General features: G+C 56.7%; 17 protein-coding genes. 6 read left to right on the top strand and 11 right to left on the bottom strand.

The window, feature by feature from the left end; translation table 11 throughout:
• Positions 1-6 precede the first annotated feature (6 nt).
• From BFP70_RS07095 to BFP70_RS07075, 5 genes are read left to right on the top strand one after another with little or no spacing between them, the layout of a single operon-like run.
• Positions 7-975, top strand: a complete 969-nt coding sequence (locus tag BFP70_RS07095; RefSeq protein WP_083217384.1) for a type II secretion system F family protein — start codon at positions 7-9, stop codon at positions 973-975.
• Between the two features lie 12 nt (positions 976-987).
• On the top strand, positions 988-1,989 hold the full coding sequence (locus BFP70_RS07090) for a type II secretion system F family protein (protein WP_066010661.1): 1,002 nt from the start codon (positions 988-990) through the stop codon (positions 1,987-1,989).
• A 17-nt stretch (positions 1,990-2,006) separates the two neighbouring features.
• The gene (locus BFP70_RS07085) at positions 2,007-2,573 is read left to right on the top strand and encodes a tetratricopeptide repeat protein (RefSeq protein WP_066010660.1); all 567 of its coding nucleotides are present in this window, start codon (positions 2,007-2,009) and stop codon (positions 2,571-2,573) included.
• Between the two features lie 23 nt (positions 2,574-2,596).
• Positions 2,597-3,457 (top strand): lipopolysaccharide assembly protein LapB, encoded by an 861-nt coding sequence (locus tag BFP70_RS07080; protein ID WP_066010659.1) that lies wholly within the window; start codon positions 2,597-2,599, stop codon positions 3,455-3,457.
• A gap of 4 nt (positions 3,458-3,461) precedes the next feature.
• On the top strand, positions 3,462-3,983 hold the full coding sequence (locus BFP70_RS07075; RefSeq protein WP_066010658.1) for a prepilin peptidase: 522 nt from the start codon (positions 3,462-3,464) through the stop codon (positions 3,981-3,983).
• 52 nt (positions 3,984-4,035) lie between these two features.
• Here BFP70_RS07075 and BFP70_RS07070 read toward each other — a convergent pair whose 3' ends face one another.
• On the bottom strand, positions 4,036-5,766 hold the full coding sequence (locus BFP70_RS07070; RefSeq protein ID WP_066010657.1) for a hypothetical protein: 1,731 nt from the start codon (positions 5,764-5,766) through the stop codon (positions 4,036-4,038).
• Positions 5,767-5,907: 141 nt separating this feature from the next.
• On the opposite strand from BFP70_RS07070, the gene BFP70_RS07065 reads away from it, so the two are divergent.
• Positions 5,908-7,218: an ATPase gene (locus tag BFP70_RS07065; protein ID WP_066010656.1), complete on the top strand. Its 1,311-nt coding sequence runs from the start codon at positions 5,908-5,910 to the stop codon at positions 7,216-7,218.
• A gap of 12 nt (positions 7,219-7,230) precedes the next feature.
• Here the strand turns inward: BFP70_RS07065 and BFP70_RS07060 are convergent, their stop codons facing one another.
• The 10 genes from BFP70_RS07060 to tolB form a co-directional block, all read right to left on the bottom strand.
• Complete coding sequence (locus tag BFP70_RS07060) at positions 7,231-8,085, bottom strand: LytTR family DNA-binding domain-containing protein (protein WP_176715510.1); 855 nt, start codon at positions 8,083-8,085, stop codon at positions 7,231-7,233.
• Between the two features lie 220 nt (positions 8,086-8,305).
• Positions 8,306-9,208, bottom strand: a complete 903-nt coding sequence (gene folD / locus BFP70_RS07055) for a bifunctional methylenetetrahydrofolate dehydrogenase/methenyltetrahydrofolate cyclohydrolase FolD (protein WP_066010654.1) — start codon at positions 9,206-9,208, stop codon at positions 8,306-8,308.
• Positions 9,205-9,510, bottom strand: a complete 306-nt coding sequence (locus BFP70_RS07050) for a chorismate mutase (RefSeq protein ID WP_066010653.1) — start codon at positions 9,508-9,510, stop codon at positions 9,205-9,207. Before BFP70_RS07050 ends, folD begins: the two co-directional genes overlap by 4 nt.
• A 116-nt stretch (positions 9,511-9,626) precedes the next feature.
• Complete coding sequence (locus BFP70_RS07045; RefSeq protein WP_066010652.1) at positions 9,627-10,319, bottom strand: hypothetical protein; 693 nt, start codon at positions 10,317-10,319, stop codon at positions 9,627-9,629.
• Between the two features lie 96 nt (positions 10,320-10,415).
• Positions 10,416-11,009: a sulfurase gene (locus tag BFP70_RS07040; protein ID WP_066010651.1), complete on the bottom strand. Its 594-nt coding sequence runs from the start codon at positions 11,007-11,009 to the stop codon at positions 10,416-10,418.
• 154 nt (positions 11,010-11,163) lie between these two features.
• Positions 11,164-13,080, bottom strand: a complete 1,917-nt coding sequence (gene ftsH / locus BFP70_RS07035) for an ATP-dependent zinc metalloprotease FtsH (protein WP_066010650.1) — start codon at positions 13,078-13,080, stop codon at positions 11,164-11,166.
• Between the two features lie 80 nt (positions 13,081-13,160).
• Positions 13,161-14,432, bottom strand: coding sequence for a tRNA lysidine(34) synthetase TilS (gene tilS, locus BFP70_RS07030; RefSeq protein WP_083217383.1), 1,272 nt, complete (start codon positions 14,430-14,432; stop codon positions 13,161-13,163).
• The gene (ybgF, locus tag BFP70_RS07025) at positions 14,433-15,263 is read right to left on the bottom strand and encodes a tol-pal system protein YbgF (RefSeq protein WP_066010649.1); all 831 of its coding nucleotides are present in this window, start codon (positions 15,261-15,263) and stop codon (positions 14,433-14,435) included.
• Between the two features lie 2 nt (positions 15,264-15,265).
• Positions 15,266-15,793 carry a peptidoglycan-associated lipoprotein Pal gene (gene pal, locus BFP70_RS07020; RefSeq protein ID WP_066010648.1) on the bottom strand — a complete coding sequence of 176 codons (528 nt, stop codon included), beginning with the start codon at positions 15,791-15,793 and terminating at the stop codon, positions 15,266-15,268.
• Positions 15,794-15,869: 76 nt separating this feature from the next.
• Entirely contained in the window at positions 15,870-17,183 is a 1,314-nt protein-coding gene (gene tolB, locus BFP70_RS07015) for a Tol-Pal system beta propeller repeat protein TolB (RefSeq protein ID WP_255356645.1), read from the bottom strand.
• Positions 17,184-17,263 lie beyond the last annotated feature (80 nt).

Here is a 17,263-nt window from a genome sequence, read left to right as displayed (position 1 = left end):
ACCGATATGATCATCTCCCCTACCCCGATTATCTACGGCTTAATTTTTGTAGCGGTTTTGCTGCTGGTGGAAGGCATCTATCTGTTGGTTTTTGGCAAGTCGATCTCGTTGAACCGCAAGGTCAACCGCCGCATTGACTTGCTGGACAAAGGCGGTCGCCGTGACGAGGTTCTGGAACAGCTGCGCAAAGAGGCTACGCAGCATATGGGGGCCACCGGCATCCCATTATACTCCATCCTGTCTAGCAAGGCGCAAAAGGCCAATATCGCCTTCTCCCCGTTGGCGCTGATCGGCGTGATGGGCCTGTTGTCCTTTGTTGCCTATATCGGGCTGACGATCGGCACGCAGGCCGGCGGCATTTTGCGTATCGTGATGGCCATCGGAATGGGCGTGGGCGCGGTGTATTTCTGGGTGAATGGCAAGGCCAAGAAACGTATGGATCTGGCTGAAGAGCAGCTACCTGACGCTGTAGAGCTGATGGTGCGCTCGCTGCGCGTGGGGCATCCGTTTTCCTCCGCCATTCAATCCGTTGCCAAGGAAATTCCCGATCCGATGGGATCGGAATTTGGAATCATCGCGGATGAGGCCGCCTATGGCCGCAACGTCGCGGACAGTTTGCGCGACCTGGCCGAGCGGATGGATATGCAAGATTTGCGCTTTTTGGCCGTTGCCGTGTCCATTCAGCAAACCTCTGGCGGTAACCTGGCCGAGATTCTGGACGGGCTGTGCAAGGTGATGCGGGCGCGTTTCCGTTTGTTCCGCCGTGTCCGCGCGATTACCGCCGAACCCAAATGGTCGGGCATGTTTCTGTCCGGCTTTCCATTGGTTATCTTGCTGATCATCCAGCTTGTATCGCCGCATTACTATGATGGTGTCAAAGAGACCCCGGCCTTTATTCCCGCCGCTATCATCGTCTTTGCCCTGCTGGCCTGCAACGTGATCTTTATGAAGATCATGACCAATATTCGCGTCTAAAGGAAGCTGATGATGCAAAACAATTCCATTTATCAGATGCTTGTAGAGACACTTGGACCAATGGGGCCGTTGCTTGCGCTGGCGGGCATGGGCCTTGTTCTGGTGTTGGCCACCTTGCCGGTCTTGTTAAAAAAACGGGCCGATCCGCTTGATAAGCTACATGCAAGCCGCCCGGGACGCACCAACGCAGGCGCCACGAAACCCCCTGCGAAAAAGCAAGAGCTTCGCCACGGAAGCGGGTCGGATAAGCTTGAAAAATATGCCAATTTTCTTGAGCCAAAGACCCAGGAAGAGATGTCTGAATCCAAGCAATGGCTGGGCCGCGCGGGCTATCGCAGCCCCACGGCCGTGCGCACATTCCACGCGATTCAGGCCGCATGCGGGATTGGCCTGCTGTTTGTCGGCGTGGTCTATACGCTGATCTACAACTCCTCCCATGAGGTGCCGCTGGACAGCACCTTGATGATTGCGGCAATTCTGCTGCCCGGTCTTGCTGGCTATTACGCGCCCAAACGCTATGTCGCCAAGCGGATCGAAGCCCGGACCAATGAAATTCAAGACGGGTTCCCGGATGCGTTGGATATGCTGTTGGTCTGTGTGGAGGCGGGGCAATCCCTTGATCAGGGCATCATCCGCGTCGCACGCGAGCTGGAAGCGTCTTACCCGGCCATGTCCGAAGAATTTTCTATGGTCGCATTTGAGGTCAAGGCCGGTAAAGATCGCGCCACGGTTCTGCGCAACTTCGGTGAACGCACCGGGGTGGCAGATGTGCAAAGTTTCGTGACCGTCATGATCCAATCGCAGCAATTCGGCACATCAATCGCGGATGCGCTGCGCCTGTATTCCGCCGATATGCGTGACAAACGGATCATGCGCGCCGAAGAAGCGGCAAATAAAATCCCAACCAAGATGACACTGGGCACAATGATGTTCACGCTGCCGCCGCTTTTGATCATCCTTGTAGGACCCTCTGTGCATGGTATGATGGAAAACTTCAAATCCATCGGCATGTAGCACAGGGCAAAATTTATATGATCTCTCCCCTGACACGCGTTTGTCTGGTGACGGTTTTGGCACTTGGTCTGTCCGCCTGCTCTTCGGGCGGCTTTTCCGCAGCCAATGACAGCCCCTATGCCCCCGGTGCCGCCGAAGGCGAAAGCGTCGACGGGCTTTTGGTCGGCCATCGCTTGATGGCCGCGGGGGAGTATGAACTGGCCTTGCGCGCCTATTACCGCGCGATGGTGGATCAAGGCGCCACGGTCGACACGCTGTCAGCGATTGGGTCGGCCAATTTGAAATTGGGACGGTTAGGACAGGCTGAACAAATTCTGCGCCGCGCCACCGAAGCAGATCAGACTTTCGTGCCTGCGTGGAACAATCTGGGCGTGGTTTTGATGGAACGTGGCAAGACAGCCGAGGCCGCACGCGTATTCCGAACCGCTTACGCATTGGACAGTGGCCAATCAGACGCGATCCGGGAAAACCTGCGTAGCGCGCTCGCCAAAACCCAAGACCGCGCGTATGATCAGCCGCAGAAGCAAGAATACAAGCTGGTTCGGCGTGGCAAAGGCGAATTTCTGTTGCTGACCCAGCACTGAGGCACGAACAAAAGGACGCACAAATGCGCCACCCGATTTTCTGTGCTGCCCTTCTGGGTGGTGCCGCCGCGCTGTCTGGCTGTATGGGCAACGACGATGCCGAAGTGGCCCGCGCGATGAAAAGCGTCAACGCGATTGACGAAACCAACCTGTCCGACATTATGCTGACGGTGGGTGACCCGCGCGAAGCCGTGACGTATTTCCAACGCTCCTCCGCCGACAATCCTGACCGTATCGACCTAAAGCGCGGTTTGGCGAAATCGCTGGTCCGTGCAGGCCGTGCCACCGAAGCGGTAACCGCATGGCGCGCGGTGACGAAAATGCCCACCGCAGAAGACGCGGACCGTGTGGCATTGGCCGATGCGCAGATCCGCGCGAATGATTGGGATGCGGCGAAAGACACGCTCTCTATGATCCCGCCAACTTATGAAAGCTTCAACCGATATAAGCTGGAGGCCATGGTGGCTGACAGCCGGAAGGAATGGAAAAAAGCTGATAGTTTCTACGAAACCTCTATTGGTTTGACGACCCAACCCGGTGGCGTCTTGAACAATTGGGGTTTCTCCAAGCTGACCCGGGGCGATGCCAAGGGAGCAGAAAAGCTTTTCGCAGAAGCCCTGACCTATGACAGCACCAAATTCACCACGAAGAACAACCTGGTTCTGGCGCGTGCCGCACAGCGAAAATATGATATGCCGGTCATCGACATGACCCAAACCGAGCGCGCACAGCTTTTGTATACGGCCGCGCTATCTGCGATCAAACAAGGCGATGTGACCATCGGAAAATCCCTGCTGCAAGATGCGGTCGACACCCATCCGCAGCATTTTGAAGAGGCTGCGCGGGCCCTCGCCGCGCTCGATGCGAATAAAGTAAACGGGTAACGGTATGCTGGGATTGTCCTTCACCACCTCAACTTTCATCTTTTTTATCCTAACATTGCCGGTCTGCATCTGGGTGATTTTCACCGATTTGCGCGATATGAAAATCTATAACAAAGCGGTTTTGACACTGATCGCAATCTTTGCTGTCGCCGGGCCGTTTCTGCTGCCAATTGATGTCTATCTGTGGCGCTGGGTGAACCTTGTGGTCGTATTCGTCGTGATGCTTTTGTATATGATGATCCGCGATTACGGCGCGGGGGATCTGAAATTCTTCTCGGCCACAGCGCTGTTTTATTCGCCCAGCAACGCCAGCTTTTTGATTTTCCTGCTGGTAGCAGCGATGATTGCCACGGTGGTGCAAATCAAAATCTGCCGTGCGCTGCCCTCTGTCCAGCGTAAATTCGGCCATTGGAAGACCTTCGAAAAGGGTAAGAAAACCTATCCAATGGGTTTGGGATTTGCGATGACATTGATCTTGTATCAAGCCTATCTGACCTATCAGGCCTATCTGCAACACGGTTGGTAATCGCGACCCAAAGCATCGTAAAAAGGGGCCATCCGGCCCCTTTTTTAGTGCGCTATGGATCTGTGGCCCTCGCCGTCATCTGCGACAGATCTGGGCGAAGCAGCACCCAAAGCGATGTGCGCGCCACCTCTGTCAGCGCAACATTGTGATCTTCCAATGTTTGCAAGATCAGCTTGCGCCGCCCCTCGCCCGTTGGACAAATCGGCACCAAAACATACTCTGCATGTGCCAACCCGGGCAGCCCGGAATAATACCAAGGTGCGGCGCCATTCAGCGGTGGAAAATCCCCATAGAGCCAAAGCGCCGAGAACAAATCGGCGACAAAGATCCGCGCGGTGCCAAACCCTTGATCTTGCAATTGCTGCGCGGCGGATTCGAACCATGCATTATAGCCGGTCACCAATTCACATTTCGGCAGCGGCGCACCATTCAACAACGCCGGGGTCAAACGGTCTTGCGCGGCCTGGGTTGCACTGGCAAGCGCCTGCCCCGTCAGCCCGTCAGCTACGACCGGTTCCAACTGCGCTGAGAAATCATCGTAACCGTCACGACTGCTGTCGATTGTGATGCCGTGCACCACCTCATAAACCCGCTTTGGCACCACGAAAACATCTTGATCCCCGCCGCGATAGCGCGTCAAAAATGGCGCCATACTTGCCTCAACCGCCGCGAAATGCCGAAACGGGCTCCAGGCCATATTGATGACCGAAGGCGTGGCAAAGACCAGCGCTGCTACGGCTGTGATCGTCACCGCCTGACGCATATCCCAGCCAAAGCCGTTGCGCGTTCCTTCGGCAGGACGCAGCACCAGCAACAGCAGGCCCAACAACACCAGCCATTGCGGATCATTCCCATAGTTTTGATAGGTCACATAGACAAAGCCCGGCATCAAGAACAGCAACACCATGCCTTCGGTCATCCGTTCGCCCTGGCGCAGCAATACAACCCCGGCCAGGACACAAAAGGTCACACCCAGATAAGCCGGAGCCGTCAAAACACCCACAAGGCTTTCGCCGGGTGCCGCGCGGGTTTTCGACCCTGCAACCGTCAGTAGATCATGGATATAGGCCAGCCAGAATTCCACCCCCAACAGCGCGGTCAAAATGGCTGCCACTAATACTCCGGCCGCCAGTGCAATCCCCAGCGTGGCAAATGCACGCCGCGCCACAAGCGCCACGATAATCGCGGGAAGAAACGCGACGAAATAGGTCACTTTGATCAGCGCCATTCCCGCCAGCATCACGCCGATCACCACACCATCCAACACGGCACTGTGGCGCCCGGCCGATGGCATCATTGCCAACGGAACGGCAATATAAACCAAAGCCCAGGCCCAGCGATTGTAATGCATGGAAATAGACACCGCAGATTCGGCATTTCCAAACACGATAGCCAGACATAGGACAATGATATAAAATGCCAGCGCCCACCCAAGGCCGCCTGGGAACCGCGTCCGCGCCACCCAAAGGATCGGCAAAAATAGCACGGCAAATAGGGTGGCCTGCGCGGCAAAAACAGCCAGTCCAAAGCTCAGCCCATGCTCGACGAAGACGGCAATCGGCCATGTCGCGCCAATGCCAATCGGCGTGGTGAAATCGAAATGCGGCATCTGCCCTGCCTGTGCCATGCGCAGCACGACATCCATCAGGTGCAGCGTGTCCCCTTCATGCTTGCCCAAATACAAGCCGCCCTTGAGGAATGGCAAAACCGCCAAAAGCCCGCCAAACAGAAACATCCCCAAGGCAAGCGCGACAGGGTTTCGCGCTAAATTCTTGCCTGTCATCCCAGCCTCTCCGCTGTTTTTCCAATTTTTGGCCACAATACGCCTGCATCGTGCCAGTTGAAACCTTGATCAGCGACAATTGCGCCCAGCATATGGCCACGCCGCGGCAAGGACATGAAGAGGCCCGAAGGAACCGCTCAGATGAATATGATGGCCAATCCCGTGATTGCCCCTGCCGCGCCCAAGACCCTCCAGGACACCGGAATTTCTGTGGTCATGATGCGCGACATTTTGTTGAAAACGATGTTCCGCACGAACCAAGACACCATTAGCGCCTTATCGGCCTTGGTCTGTCTGCCAAAGACCCTGACGCAAGAGCTGGTGGACCTGTGCCGAAGCCAAAAACTGGTAGAGGCAACAGGGACGTTACATGCCAATTCGGGCGGCGAAATGGGCTATCAGCTGGCAGATGCCGGTAAGGCGCGCGCGCTGGATGCGCTGGCGCAATCGGAATATTATGGCGCGATGCCAGTGCCACTGGACATGTATCAACAGCAGGTCAAGAAGCAATCTGTGCGCAACCTGCAACTGACGCGTACGCAGCTGACGGGGGCGATGGGCCATTTGATTTTGCCCCCAACTTTGATTGATCAGCTGGGGCCGGCCGTTTCATCCGGCCGTTCTATCTTGATGTATGGCCCGCCTGGAAACGGGAAATCCTCAATCTCGAACGGGATCCGCGATGCGCTTGGCGACCGGATCTATATTCCGCGCGCAATCGAATATGCGGGTCAGGTTATCACCGTCTATGATCCGATCGTGCATACCGCCGCCACGCCAGAGGCCGAAGACCCCACCGCCCTGCGCAAAACCGGCACCCGTTTTGACACGCGCTATGTTCTGTGCGACCGCCCCACAGTGATCACCGGGGGTGAGCTGTCACTGGATATGCTGGACCTGAAATACAACGCCACAGCGCGCACCTATACTGCACCGCTGCAGTTAAAATCCTCGGGCGGGGTATTCATCGTGGATGACCTTGGCCGTCAGGCCGATCCGCCGCAAAAGCTGGTCAACCGCTGGATTGTTCCCTTGGAAGAAAGCCGCGATATTCTGGCGCTGCAATCGGGCGAGAAATTCGAAGTTCCTTTTGATACATTGGTGATCTTTTCAACCAACTTCCACCCGAATGAGATCTTCGACAAAGCGGCCCTGCGCCGGATCTTCTTCAAGATCAAAATTGACGGGCCTGATCAGAAGGACTTTTTGAAAATCTTTCAGCTGGTGGCAAAGAAAAAAGGGATGCCGCTGAACGAGAAAGCGTTGATCCATCTGTTAAAGGTGAAATACCCGACCATCGACAACGTCTATGCCAATTATCAACCGATCTTTTTGATCGATCAGATGATGGCAATCTGCGATTTTGAGGGGATTCCCTATCAAATGTCGCCCGATCTGATCGACCGCGCATGGGCCAATATGTTCGTCAAGGATGAGACGATCATCCACTGACCTGACAAACCCTCAACGTGCGGGGGTTTGAAAGCTTCCGCCGGGCAAGCGCTCTCCAATAAGGCCGCGTTCCATGGCGTCGCGTAGATAGGTGCGTGAGACAGGCACCTGCGCGCCATCCGTGGTGACGATCACGCCCTTGGCACCCATGTTTTGCCCCTCGACAACGGCCTCTTCGGCCACCCAATGGGAGCGATGCACCCGCAGCCCCGGCAGGCCTTCCACCTCGACCAGCGCATCGGCAAACCGCATAAGGACGCTGGAGGTGCCGCTTTGGGTCACAACGTCGACATAATGATCGCGCACCTGCATCCGCAAAATCGTGCCGCGCATGTCAGGATCCAGCCGTTCGACCAATCTGGGTTCTGCTGGCGTGACGGGGGGCACATCCTCTGAGTCATTGCGCGTTTCTTGTCTTGGCTCAGACGCGGCCTGCACAGGGGTAGCCGCCGCGCGCTGTGCCGCAACAGGTGTAGCCTCCGCTGCGCTGCTTGTCGGACGATCCAAGGACAAACCATGGCGCAATGTCGAATTGATCATCGCAACCAAGAAGATATACAGCGTGATTTCAAACAAATCCGGCTGCAGCCCCTCATCATTTTCGGCCAACCAGTGAAAGAACAAATCATAGGGCGGGGCTAGGATCAACGCCGCCAAAATCGACAAAAGCGGCGCTTCGATAATATAGCGCTTGATCCCAAGCACATCGCGCAGCACCGCCCGCAACAAAGACCCAACCAAAAATGCGACCAAGATGATGATGGGCCAGTAGATCAGACGTTGACCAATGGTTAGCAGATCGCTTGTGCCGAATGGGCCGCCGATAACGCCCAGCAGTGACATCAGTGGCCACATCAATGCGACCATGGGGTTGAACAAAGCCCGTCTATAGAACGTCCAAAATTCCACCATCCGCCTTTCATCAACAGCTGTCAGATCGATTAGTTAATGAAATTACACACAGAAGGCAATTATCCCTTAGTTCAAGTCACTGATCTTCTTAGTTATTTGACCAATCAATAAAAACACACCGCCAAGCAAATGCATGGCGGTGTAAATTTTTCAAAATCAATGCACTAGCCGTGAATTACGCGGTCAGGCCTTCGGGTTCCGGCAAGCCATTTGCCCGTGCGCAGGCCGTCACAGTATTGGCCAACAAACACGCGATTGTCATTGGCCCAACGCCGCCCGGCACCGGGGTGATTGCGCCCGCAACCCTACAAGCCGATGCAAATTCAACATCGCCGACCAATTTCATTTTCTCCGGCCCGCGCTCTGGTGCCGCGATCCGGTTGATACCGACATCAATCACCGTGGCACCGGGCTTGATCCAATCCCCCGTTACCATCTCTGGCCGGCCCACTGCGGCAACAACGATATCTGCGGTGCGGCACAGCTCTTCGATATTCTTCGTACGCGAATGTGCAATTGTCACCGTGCAGCTATCGCGCAGCAGCAATTGCGCCATCGGCTTGCCCACGATGTTCGACCGGCCCACAACCACCGCTGTCAGCCCCGACAATGATCCATGCTGTTGGCGCAGCATCATCAGGCAACCAAGCGGTGTGCAAGGCACCATCGCCTTTTGCCCCGTGCTCAGCAATCCTACGTTTGAGATATGAAACCCGTCTACATCCTTGGCCGGATCAATGGCGTTGATCACCAAATCACTATCCAGATGATCTGGGAGCGGCAATTGCACCAAGATACCATGCACCGTCGGATCGGCATTCAGCTGTTGCACCAGCGCCAGAAGATCAGCCTCCGACGTGTCATCGGGCAGCTTATGCTCATAGGAATTCATCCCACATTCCAGCGTCTGCTTGCCTTTGTTGCGGACATAGACCTCGGATGCAGGATCATCCCCGACCAACACAACCGCCAACCCCGGTGTGATGCCATGCACCTCTTTCAGGCGGCTGACATGGCTGGCCACCTTTTCACGGACTGTTGCTGCAAATGCTTTGCCGTCAATGATCTGAGCGCTCATAGCGGATCTCCTTTTCCAAGAACAACTTCTTCGCGCAGGATCGAGGTCTCTATCATATCCCGATACATCCGCTCCGTCAGCGCAATATCGGCCCCGGCCTTCTGGGCATGGGCAAGAACCTTGGCAACTACATCTTCCACCCGTGCGTTGATCCGGGCCGGCAGCCCTTCGGCAGGTTTCAACTGCGCTGCGCGGTCAATGTGACGCATCCGAAACGCAAGCAGGTCAACGATCTGGCGATCCAACCTGTCAATCTGTGACCGCAGGTCGGTCATACTGTGAATATCGTTCGGATCTGTCATGGTCTGCTCCACAAGTCGCGAATGCGCTTCATATCGCAGGCCCGCCCCCGAAGGACAAGTCCAACGGCGACCTGCGGCACTGCAAACCGGACATGCAGCGCCGCTTTTCAGTCAGATCAATTGCGCTGGCCCACCATCGGGTGGAATGCAGGGACCATGGCCAGGGTGTCGTTATGGTTCGCTTGCCACCGCCGCCGGCCCTGATATGCCAGCGCAATAATTTGAACGATCAAGATCGCAAAAAGCATTTCGCAGAGCTCTTCAATACGTGCAGCACGGCTTTCAAACAGTGGTGAAAACTCTACCCCAAACGGTGCAAGCTTTCGGCCGATCCCGTCAATCGCCTTGGCAAAGACCAACAGCCCAAAGGCCGCAACCATCAACCATGCCTGTAACCGGCCTGCCCGCAGCCCGAATAACCACGGCGCCACATCACGGCGGATTAACCGCCAAACCGCCGCCAAAATAACCGCAATCACAATCAGGCCGATGATCTTTTCGATCAGTGGGCCATCAGCGGTATACAGGCGCAGTTGCAAAACACCGTTTGAGGTGAAGCGCTTGTCAAAATCCATCTCCCGCATCGCCATCAGCGCAAGAATAGTGGCGATATGCCAGCCTTGCACCCGATCCGGGCTGGTACGTGCCCAAACGACCAACGCAAAGCCGAACAGAACGACGGTCACAAGTTCAACCCCCTGCCCCTCTGCAAAAAGTTCATGCAAGTCATGCGCCGCAATCAACGATGACGACAGCGCCGCCAGCGACAAGATCAACGATACAATCAAACAGTCTTTTGGATGGCTCATGGCCGACCTCCCGATATCTAGGGGGCCGTTATAGCGTTTCTTACAGAATTGTCACGAAACTGTCTTATCTGTAAGAATCACGCTTTCGCGTTGGGCTTAAGTTAGCGCCTCATCCGCTTTATTCCACCGCCGCTGATCCGGGACGTGCAAGCGCAGCACATCGCCCAGCTTCAACCGCCCGGGCCGTTCCACCCAGCCCGTCACACCGCGCCGCCCCCCCGCAGCTGGCTTATAGCGCGCACCTTTGCCGGGGTGTTCCATCTCAATTTGCTTGCCCGGCAGCACACAGGGACGGTTTTCCATATCGACGATCAACGTGGTGCCATCAGGGGCCTGCAGCCGCGACGACGGCGGAATATGGCTGAAATCCGGAATGCCGCGTAAGATGATCGACGCCCCGACCCATTCGGGTTTCAGCTCTGGCAGGCCCATCGCGAATGCGGTCTCGGCCATTTCTTCGGCTGATAAAATCGTCACCTGGCGCGTGTTACTGATCTCGGTTCCGCGCGGATGCTGCGCAAGAACGCGCGAGCATGAGGGGCGCGTATGGCCGCGATGCGCTTCCAAGATCGGACCTTCAAAATCCAGCTCCATCTCGGTCATTGGTGCCGCTGCAAATCCGCCTTGCGGCACGGCACCAAGCCATACGATTTCGCCGGAAAATTCAGTCGGTTTCAAGGCAGCAGACATGTAAAGAACCCTAAGATTTGGCAGCGCGATATGCGCCTACATCGTCCCTTCACAATCGGGCAACGTCAAGCCATGTTCGCCCCCGATCCCTGTGGTCCAACGCAAACGGGCGGCCCATGACAGGCCGCCCGTAAATTACTTGCGTCAAAATCGCTTATGACGTGGGCTCTGGCGCCTCACCATCAGATTTCGGGCTATCTGATTTCGGCGCCGGTGTTGTTTTCGGCATGGATGTGACAGAGGGCAGATTGCCCGTTGGTCCGTCATCATCATTGCCGGTCAGCGGCTCGCCTGCCATGACCTTTTTGATCTCATCACCGGTCAGCGTCTCATATTCCAAAAGGCCCTGCGCCAAACGTTCCCATTCGGCTTCATGCTCGGCAATCAGACGGACGGCATGGCGATAGCCCTCGTCGATCAGATCACGCACTTCGCTCTCAATCAGCTCTTTGGTGTTGGCCGAGACCGAGAAACCACCGGTATTGCCCTGATAGCCTTCATGCGCTTCGGCATAGTCGATATTACCGACCTTCTCTGACATGCCCCAACGCATCACCATTGCACGGGCAATGGCCGAGGCTTGCTGAATATCACCCGCAGGGCCGTTCGAGACATGCTCGGGTCCCCATTTGTGAATTTCAGCCGCTTTCCCCGCCATAGTCATGGCGATTTTTTGCTTCGCCTCATCCTTGTGGTAATTCAGCTTATCCATCTCCGGCAAGCTGACAACCATACCCAGGGCCTGACCGCGCGGAATGATCGTGGCCTTATAGACCGGATCACATTTGGGCAGCAAAAGACCAACCAGCGCGTGACCGGCTTCGTGATAGGCCGTCATTTCCTTCTGCTCTGGGGTCAGCACCATTGAGCGGCGCTCCACACCCAGCATGACCTTATCTTTGGCGCTTTCAAAATCTTCCATCGTGACATGGCGACGACCAACACGCGCCGCCATCAAGGCTGCTTCGTTCACAAGGTTCATCAGATCCGCGCCCGAGAACCCCGGCGTGCCGCGCGCAATGGTGCGCAGATCCACATCAGGCGCTGTCGGCACTTTGCTTGCGTGTACAGACAGAATCTTTTCGCGGCCCTTGATATCAGGATTTGGAACGTGGATCGTGCGGTCAAACCGACCCGGACGCAGCAAGGCAGGATCCAGCACATCTTTGCGGTTGGTTGCGGCGATAATGATGATGCCCTCATTGGCCTCAAAACCGTCCATCTCAACCAACAGCTGGTTCAGCGTCTGCTCACGCTCATCATTGCCGCCGCCGATGCCAACGCCACGGGCCCGGCCCACGGCGTCAATTTCATCGATGAACAAGATACATGGCGCATTCTTCTTTGCCTGTTCGAACATGTCGCGCACACGGCTTGCACCAACGCCGACGAACATCTCTACGAAATCCGACCCGGAAATCGTGAAGAAGGGCACGCCGGCCTCCCCTGCGATTGCGCGGGCCAGAAGCGTTTTACCGGTGCCGGGTGGGCCGACCAACAAGCCACCTTTGGGGATCTTGCCGCCAAGACGTGAGAATTTCTGCGGGTTACGCAGGAATTCAACGATCTCTTCCAGCTCTTCCTTGGCTTCGTCGATACCGGCCACATCGTCAAAGGTCACGCGACCTTGTTTTTCGGTCAGCAGCTTGGCTTTGGATTTGCCGAAGCCCATCGCGCCGCCTTTCCCGCCGCCTTGCATCCGGTTCATAAAGAAGATCCAGATCCCAATAAGCACAAGGAATGGCAACCAGACACCCAGCAATGACATAAAGCCAGATTGCGCCTGTTTCACGACATTCACCTGAACGCCCTTGGCAATCAGCGTTTCCGCAATCGGATCGCTCAGCGGCTTGACCGTGGAATAGGTCGTGTTGTCGGCGGCCTGATAGCGAACGTCCTCGCCATCAATCTGAACGCTTTGCACCTCGCCATTATCGACTGCGGTGATAAAATCTGAATAGGCGACCTGCTTCGAGCTGGATGAACCCTGTCCGTTTTCGAACAGGTTGAACAACGCCAGGATCAGCAGGAACAGCACAGCCCAGAAGGCGAAGTTGCGCGCGTTACCCAAGGAAAGACCTCCAAATCAATTTGGCTGCCTGCAGTGGCAAACAGCCTGTCGCAAGGAAAATAGGGATTCCCGCCCAAGGTTCAACGCCTGAATAGCGAAGAAAGCAAAGACACTTGCACAAGTGTTGTATTCCACCCTGTGTTAACGCCCGCCAAAGGGGCGAAAATCAACTGTGCGCCGCACCACACAGACGGGCTTGCAAGCAAGCTGACACGGGGGATTTGCGCCTGTCGCCACTCAGGACATTGTAACAAACCATCGGCCCCAAGCGCACGAATGGTGGCGTGGGGTAAAGCTGGACCGTCCACCTGCCAACGATCCCATACAGCGCCGGGTTCGTAGGCTGTTTGCATCTGTGCGACCGGTCGCAACTCTCGGGTGATTCGGATTTCTGTGTCATTGCTGGCAATATGACAGCCATGCACGGTGCGCACCCCCGGCTGTGTCAGCACAGACAGCAGGCCTTCGACCTTGGCAGCGCGGGGCACATATTCCGCGCCTGATACCCAGCAAAGCGCGGCATTCATCATGCGGCGGCGCAATTCATGGTCCAGCCGCGAAAACCCGGACTGGGCAATGACCACATCCCCCAAAGGCGTTTCAACATGGTCCGTCACAAACTGGGCCAAAATGCCATTCAACGCGGCCTCAGACTGTTTTATGTGCCCAATGACATGCGAAATCGCAGCAGCATCCAATCCCATCGGTCCCAAGGCCTGCATCGCGTGGCGTGCCTTGACCCGATCATAGGCGCGATTGTCATTTGAGGGATCATCCACCCAAACCTGCCCCTGTGCCGCAAGGTAAGCGCGCAGATCACTGCGGGCATGGGCCAAAACCGGGCGATGAAACATCACGGCGTCAAATTCAAAACGCTGTCGCATACCAGACAGCCCCTCTGGCCCCGCACGCCGAGCCAGACGCATCAGGAAAGTCTCGGCCTGATCATCCAGCGTATGCCCCAACGCGACATGACCAATCCCGTTTTGCTTGGCCCAGCCTGCGATCAGCCGCAGCCTCGCGCGCCGGGCCTGATCCATCAGGTTACCGGTCGGCGCGGGGCCGTCCCATTGTAAAACCTCATGTGGGATGGCGTGGCGGGCGCAAAGCGCGCTGACAAAAGAGGCTTCTTGTGCAGCTTCTGGTCGCAGACCGTGATCAACCGTTACAGCGGCCACCTGCCGAGATTGCGCCAGCAATAACAAGGTCGCAAGTGAATCCGACCCGCCCGACACGGCGACCCCCACCCGCCCGGTATCACAGGCAGGGGGCAGCGCCGCATCAACCGTTTTGCATAATGCAGCAGCCTCTACGGGGCCCTGTGCCCCGTATGTGTCGCCGCCAAGCTGCATTCAATAGCAGCCAAGCGATGTCATCTGAGTGCGCGCCGATGTCGCGGCAGAGGCATCACCATATCGGGTTGTCACCTGCGCAAGCGTCGCGCAGGCCTCATTTTTTTGTCCCAGCTTCCCGAGTGCGGCCCCTAAGGCCGTTAGGCTGTCTGGCGCGCGATCACTTTCAGGATAGGTCGAAAATGCCGCCAGCCAAGCCCGCGCCGCAGCAGAGGTCTGACCCAGTTTATCAAGCGCCGCCCCCTTCAAGAACAGCGCATCATCCGACAGTGGCCCACCCGGATAAGCATTGGCGAAACTGTCCAGTTGGTCGGCCGCCGCTTGCCAGTTGCCATTGTCAAATTCGGCCTTTGCACGGTCGTAATCGGATTGCTCATTCATCGCCAAATCCGCCCCCGGGGACGCGGTTGTATTCGGCGCAGGCGCCGTCACAACCGCTGCGGGCGTCCCGCCCAACGGTGCTGTCTGCCCGATGCTGGACAGGTCGCAGCCCGGTTCAATCTCACACAGGCGGAATTCCAGATCGCCCACCCGATTGGTGCCATCGGCCACAACCTGGTTCACCCGATTTTGCAATTCCTCTGTCTGCGAAGTCAGCCGCGACAGCGATGCTTCCATCGTGTCCATCCGCTCCAAGGCGGAGGATCCGCCCGCCGCTTGCAGCCCCGCCGCGCCCGAGGATTGCAGCTCGGAGCGCAGGCTTTGCACCTGCGCCGACAATTGCCCCAGCTGTGATCGGATATCGGCCAGCGTTTGGGCGTCCTGCGCAGCGGCAGGCAGACCCATTAGGCAGGTGATGCCAAAAATTGCCCCTTTCAAGACGCCCCGCATGCTTATGCCCCCGCGCCCTGAGCGATCACGGTGACCGCACGACGGTTTTTGGAATAGCAGCTTTCGGTCGAGCAAACCGCCAACGGCCGCTCTTTGCCATAGGACACGGTGCGCAAACGGTTCGCACTGACCCCTTGCGAGATCAGGAATTGCTCAACTGAATTGGCGCGGCGCGCACCCAGTGCAAGGTTATATTCGCGCGTGCCTTGCTCATCAGCATGGCCTTCGATGATCGCGGTATAGCCTGGGTGGGCGACAAGCCAGCTTGCCTGCTGCATCAAGATCGTGCGGGCATCTGGAGAGATCGTGGATTGATCGACCAAGAACAAAATCTTATCGCCGATGGTCTGCTGGAAATACGCAGGCGAATTTGGATCGCTGATCCCCGCCTGATCAATCGTCCCATCGCCATACATACCACCGGGATCGTTGACCCCCATACCACCGGCACCGCCGAATTTATCTGGGTTGTTACAGGCCGCCAACGCCAAAACGCTGAGCACCATTGCCGCCTTGATTGCGAATTTCATTTTAGTCCGCCTTTAATAGTTCCGCCCGTTTGCAGGGACGATAACAGGTTAGCCTTGTCTTGGGAATCCACCATGCTTAGGGCAGCAGCGGCGACCACGCGGGATCCGATGCCTGACCTGGTGTGCTCACCTGTTTCAGGTTCCGGCCCGAAATGTCCACCGACCACAATTGCGCCCCACCTTGGGCACCAGGCGATTCGCGGGTGAACATGATCACCCGCCCATTGGGCGACCATGTCGGCCCTTCATCCAAGAAACTGGCGGTCAGCAAGCGTTCTTCGGACCCATCGGTCCGCATCACACCGATATGGAACCGGCCGGCATGTTGTTTTGTAAAGGCGATCATATCGCCGCGCGGTGACCATACCGGGGTGGAATAGCGCCCTTCCCCAAAGGACACTCGTGTTGGCTCGCCACCGTTTGCATTCATGATATAGATCTGCTGCGTGCCAGACCGATCGCTTTCGAACACGATCCGCGACCCATCGGGGCTGTAGCTGGGCGCGGTCTCGATCGCAGGACTATTGGTCAAGCGCTGTGGATTGCCACCGTTCACGCTCATTTTATACAGGTCGGTATTACCGCCTTCTTCCATCGAATAAACGATGGATTGCCCATCAGGAGAGAACCGCGGCGCAAATGTCATGGTGCCTGGTGTTTCAGGCAAAAGCTGACTGGAGACCGTGCCAACATTTAGCATTTTGATCCGCGGGAAGCCGGTTTCAAACGTCGTATACAAAATCCGCTGCCCATCGGCAGAGAACCGCGGCGCCAAAACGATGGTGCTGCTATCGGTCAGGTAATTCACGTTTGCGCCATCATAATCCATGATCGCAAGACGTTTTTGACGATTGTCTTTCGGCCCGGACTCCGAGACCAGCGCGACGCGGCTATCGAAATACCCACCTTCGCCGGTGATCCGGGAATAGATCGTATCGGCAACCTTATGTGCCAAACGACGCCAGCTTTGCGGGCTGGCTGCCAGCTGCTGACCTTCGCCCAGCTCTTGTCCCGAGAAAACGTCATACAGGCGGAATTTTACCACCAATTTCCCGCCAGAGTTCGACACAGCCCCCACAATCAACGCCTGCGCATTGATGGCTTGCCAATCTTGATAGCTGACCGATGTGCCAAAGCTGGAAAATCGTTGGATATGGGCGCTTTCGGGAATTTCGCGGAACAGGCCGGTGCCCGACAGATCGGACCGGATCACCGACGCGATATCGGCCGCCGCCTGCGTTGCATCACCGGTTTCGGCAATCAACGAGGGCATCGCATAGGGTAATGGCTCGATTACGCCATCGGTAATTTCAATCCGCAGCGGGCCATCTTGTGCCAAAGCTGGGGCGGTCATTGCGGCGCAAAGGCCGCTTGCGGCCACAAGGGCCATTAAAAAACGCGTCATAGTGAACCTCCCTGAATTGGGTCTGCCCGTGTTGTAGACGATGCCGGCTCCCCCACGCATCACAA

Source organism: Thioclava sp. SK-1 (assembly GCF_001705665.1).
Lineage (GTDB): Bacteria > Pseudomonadota > Alphaproteobacteria > Rhodobacterales > Rhodobacteraceae > Thioclava.
This window is presented reverse-complemented; position numbering and strand designations above follow the sequence as displayed.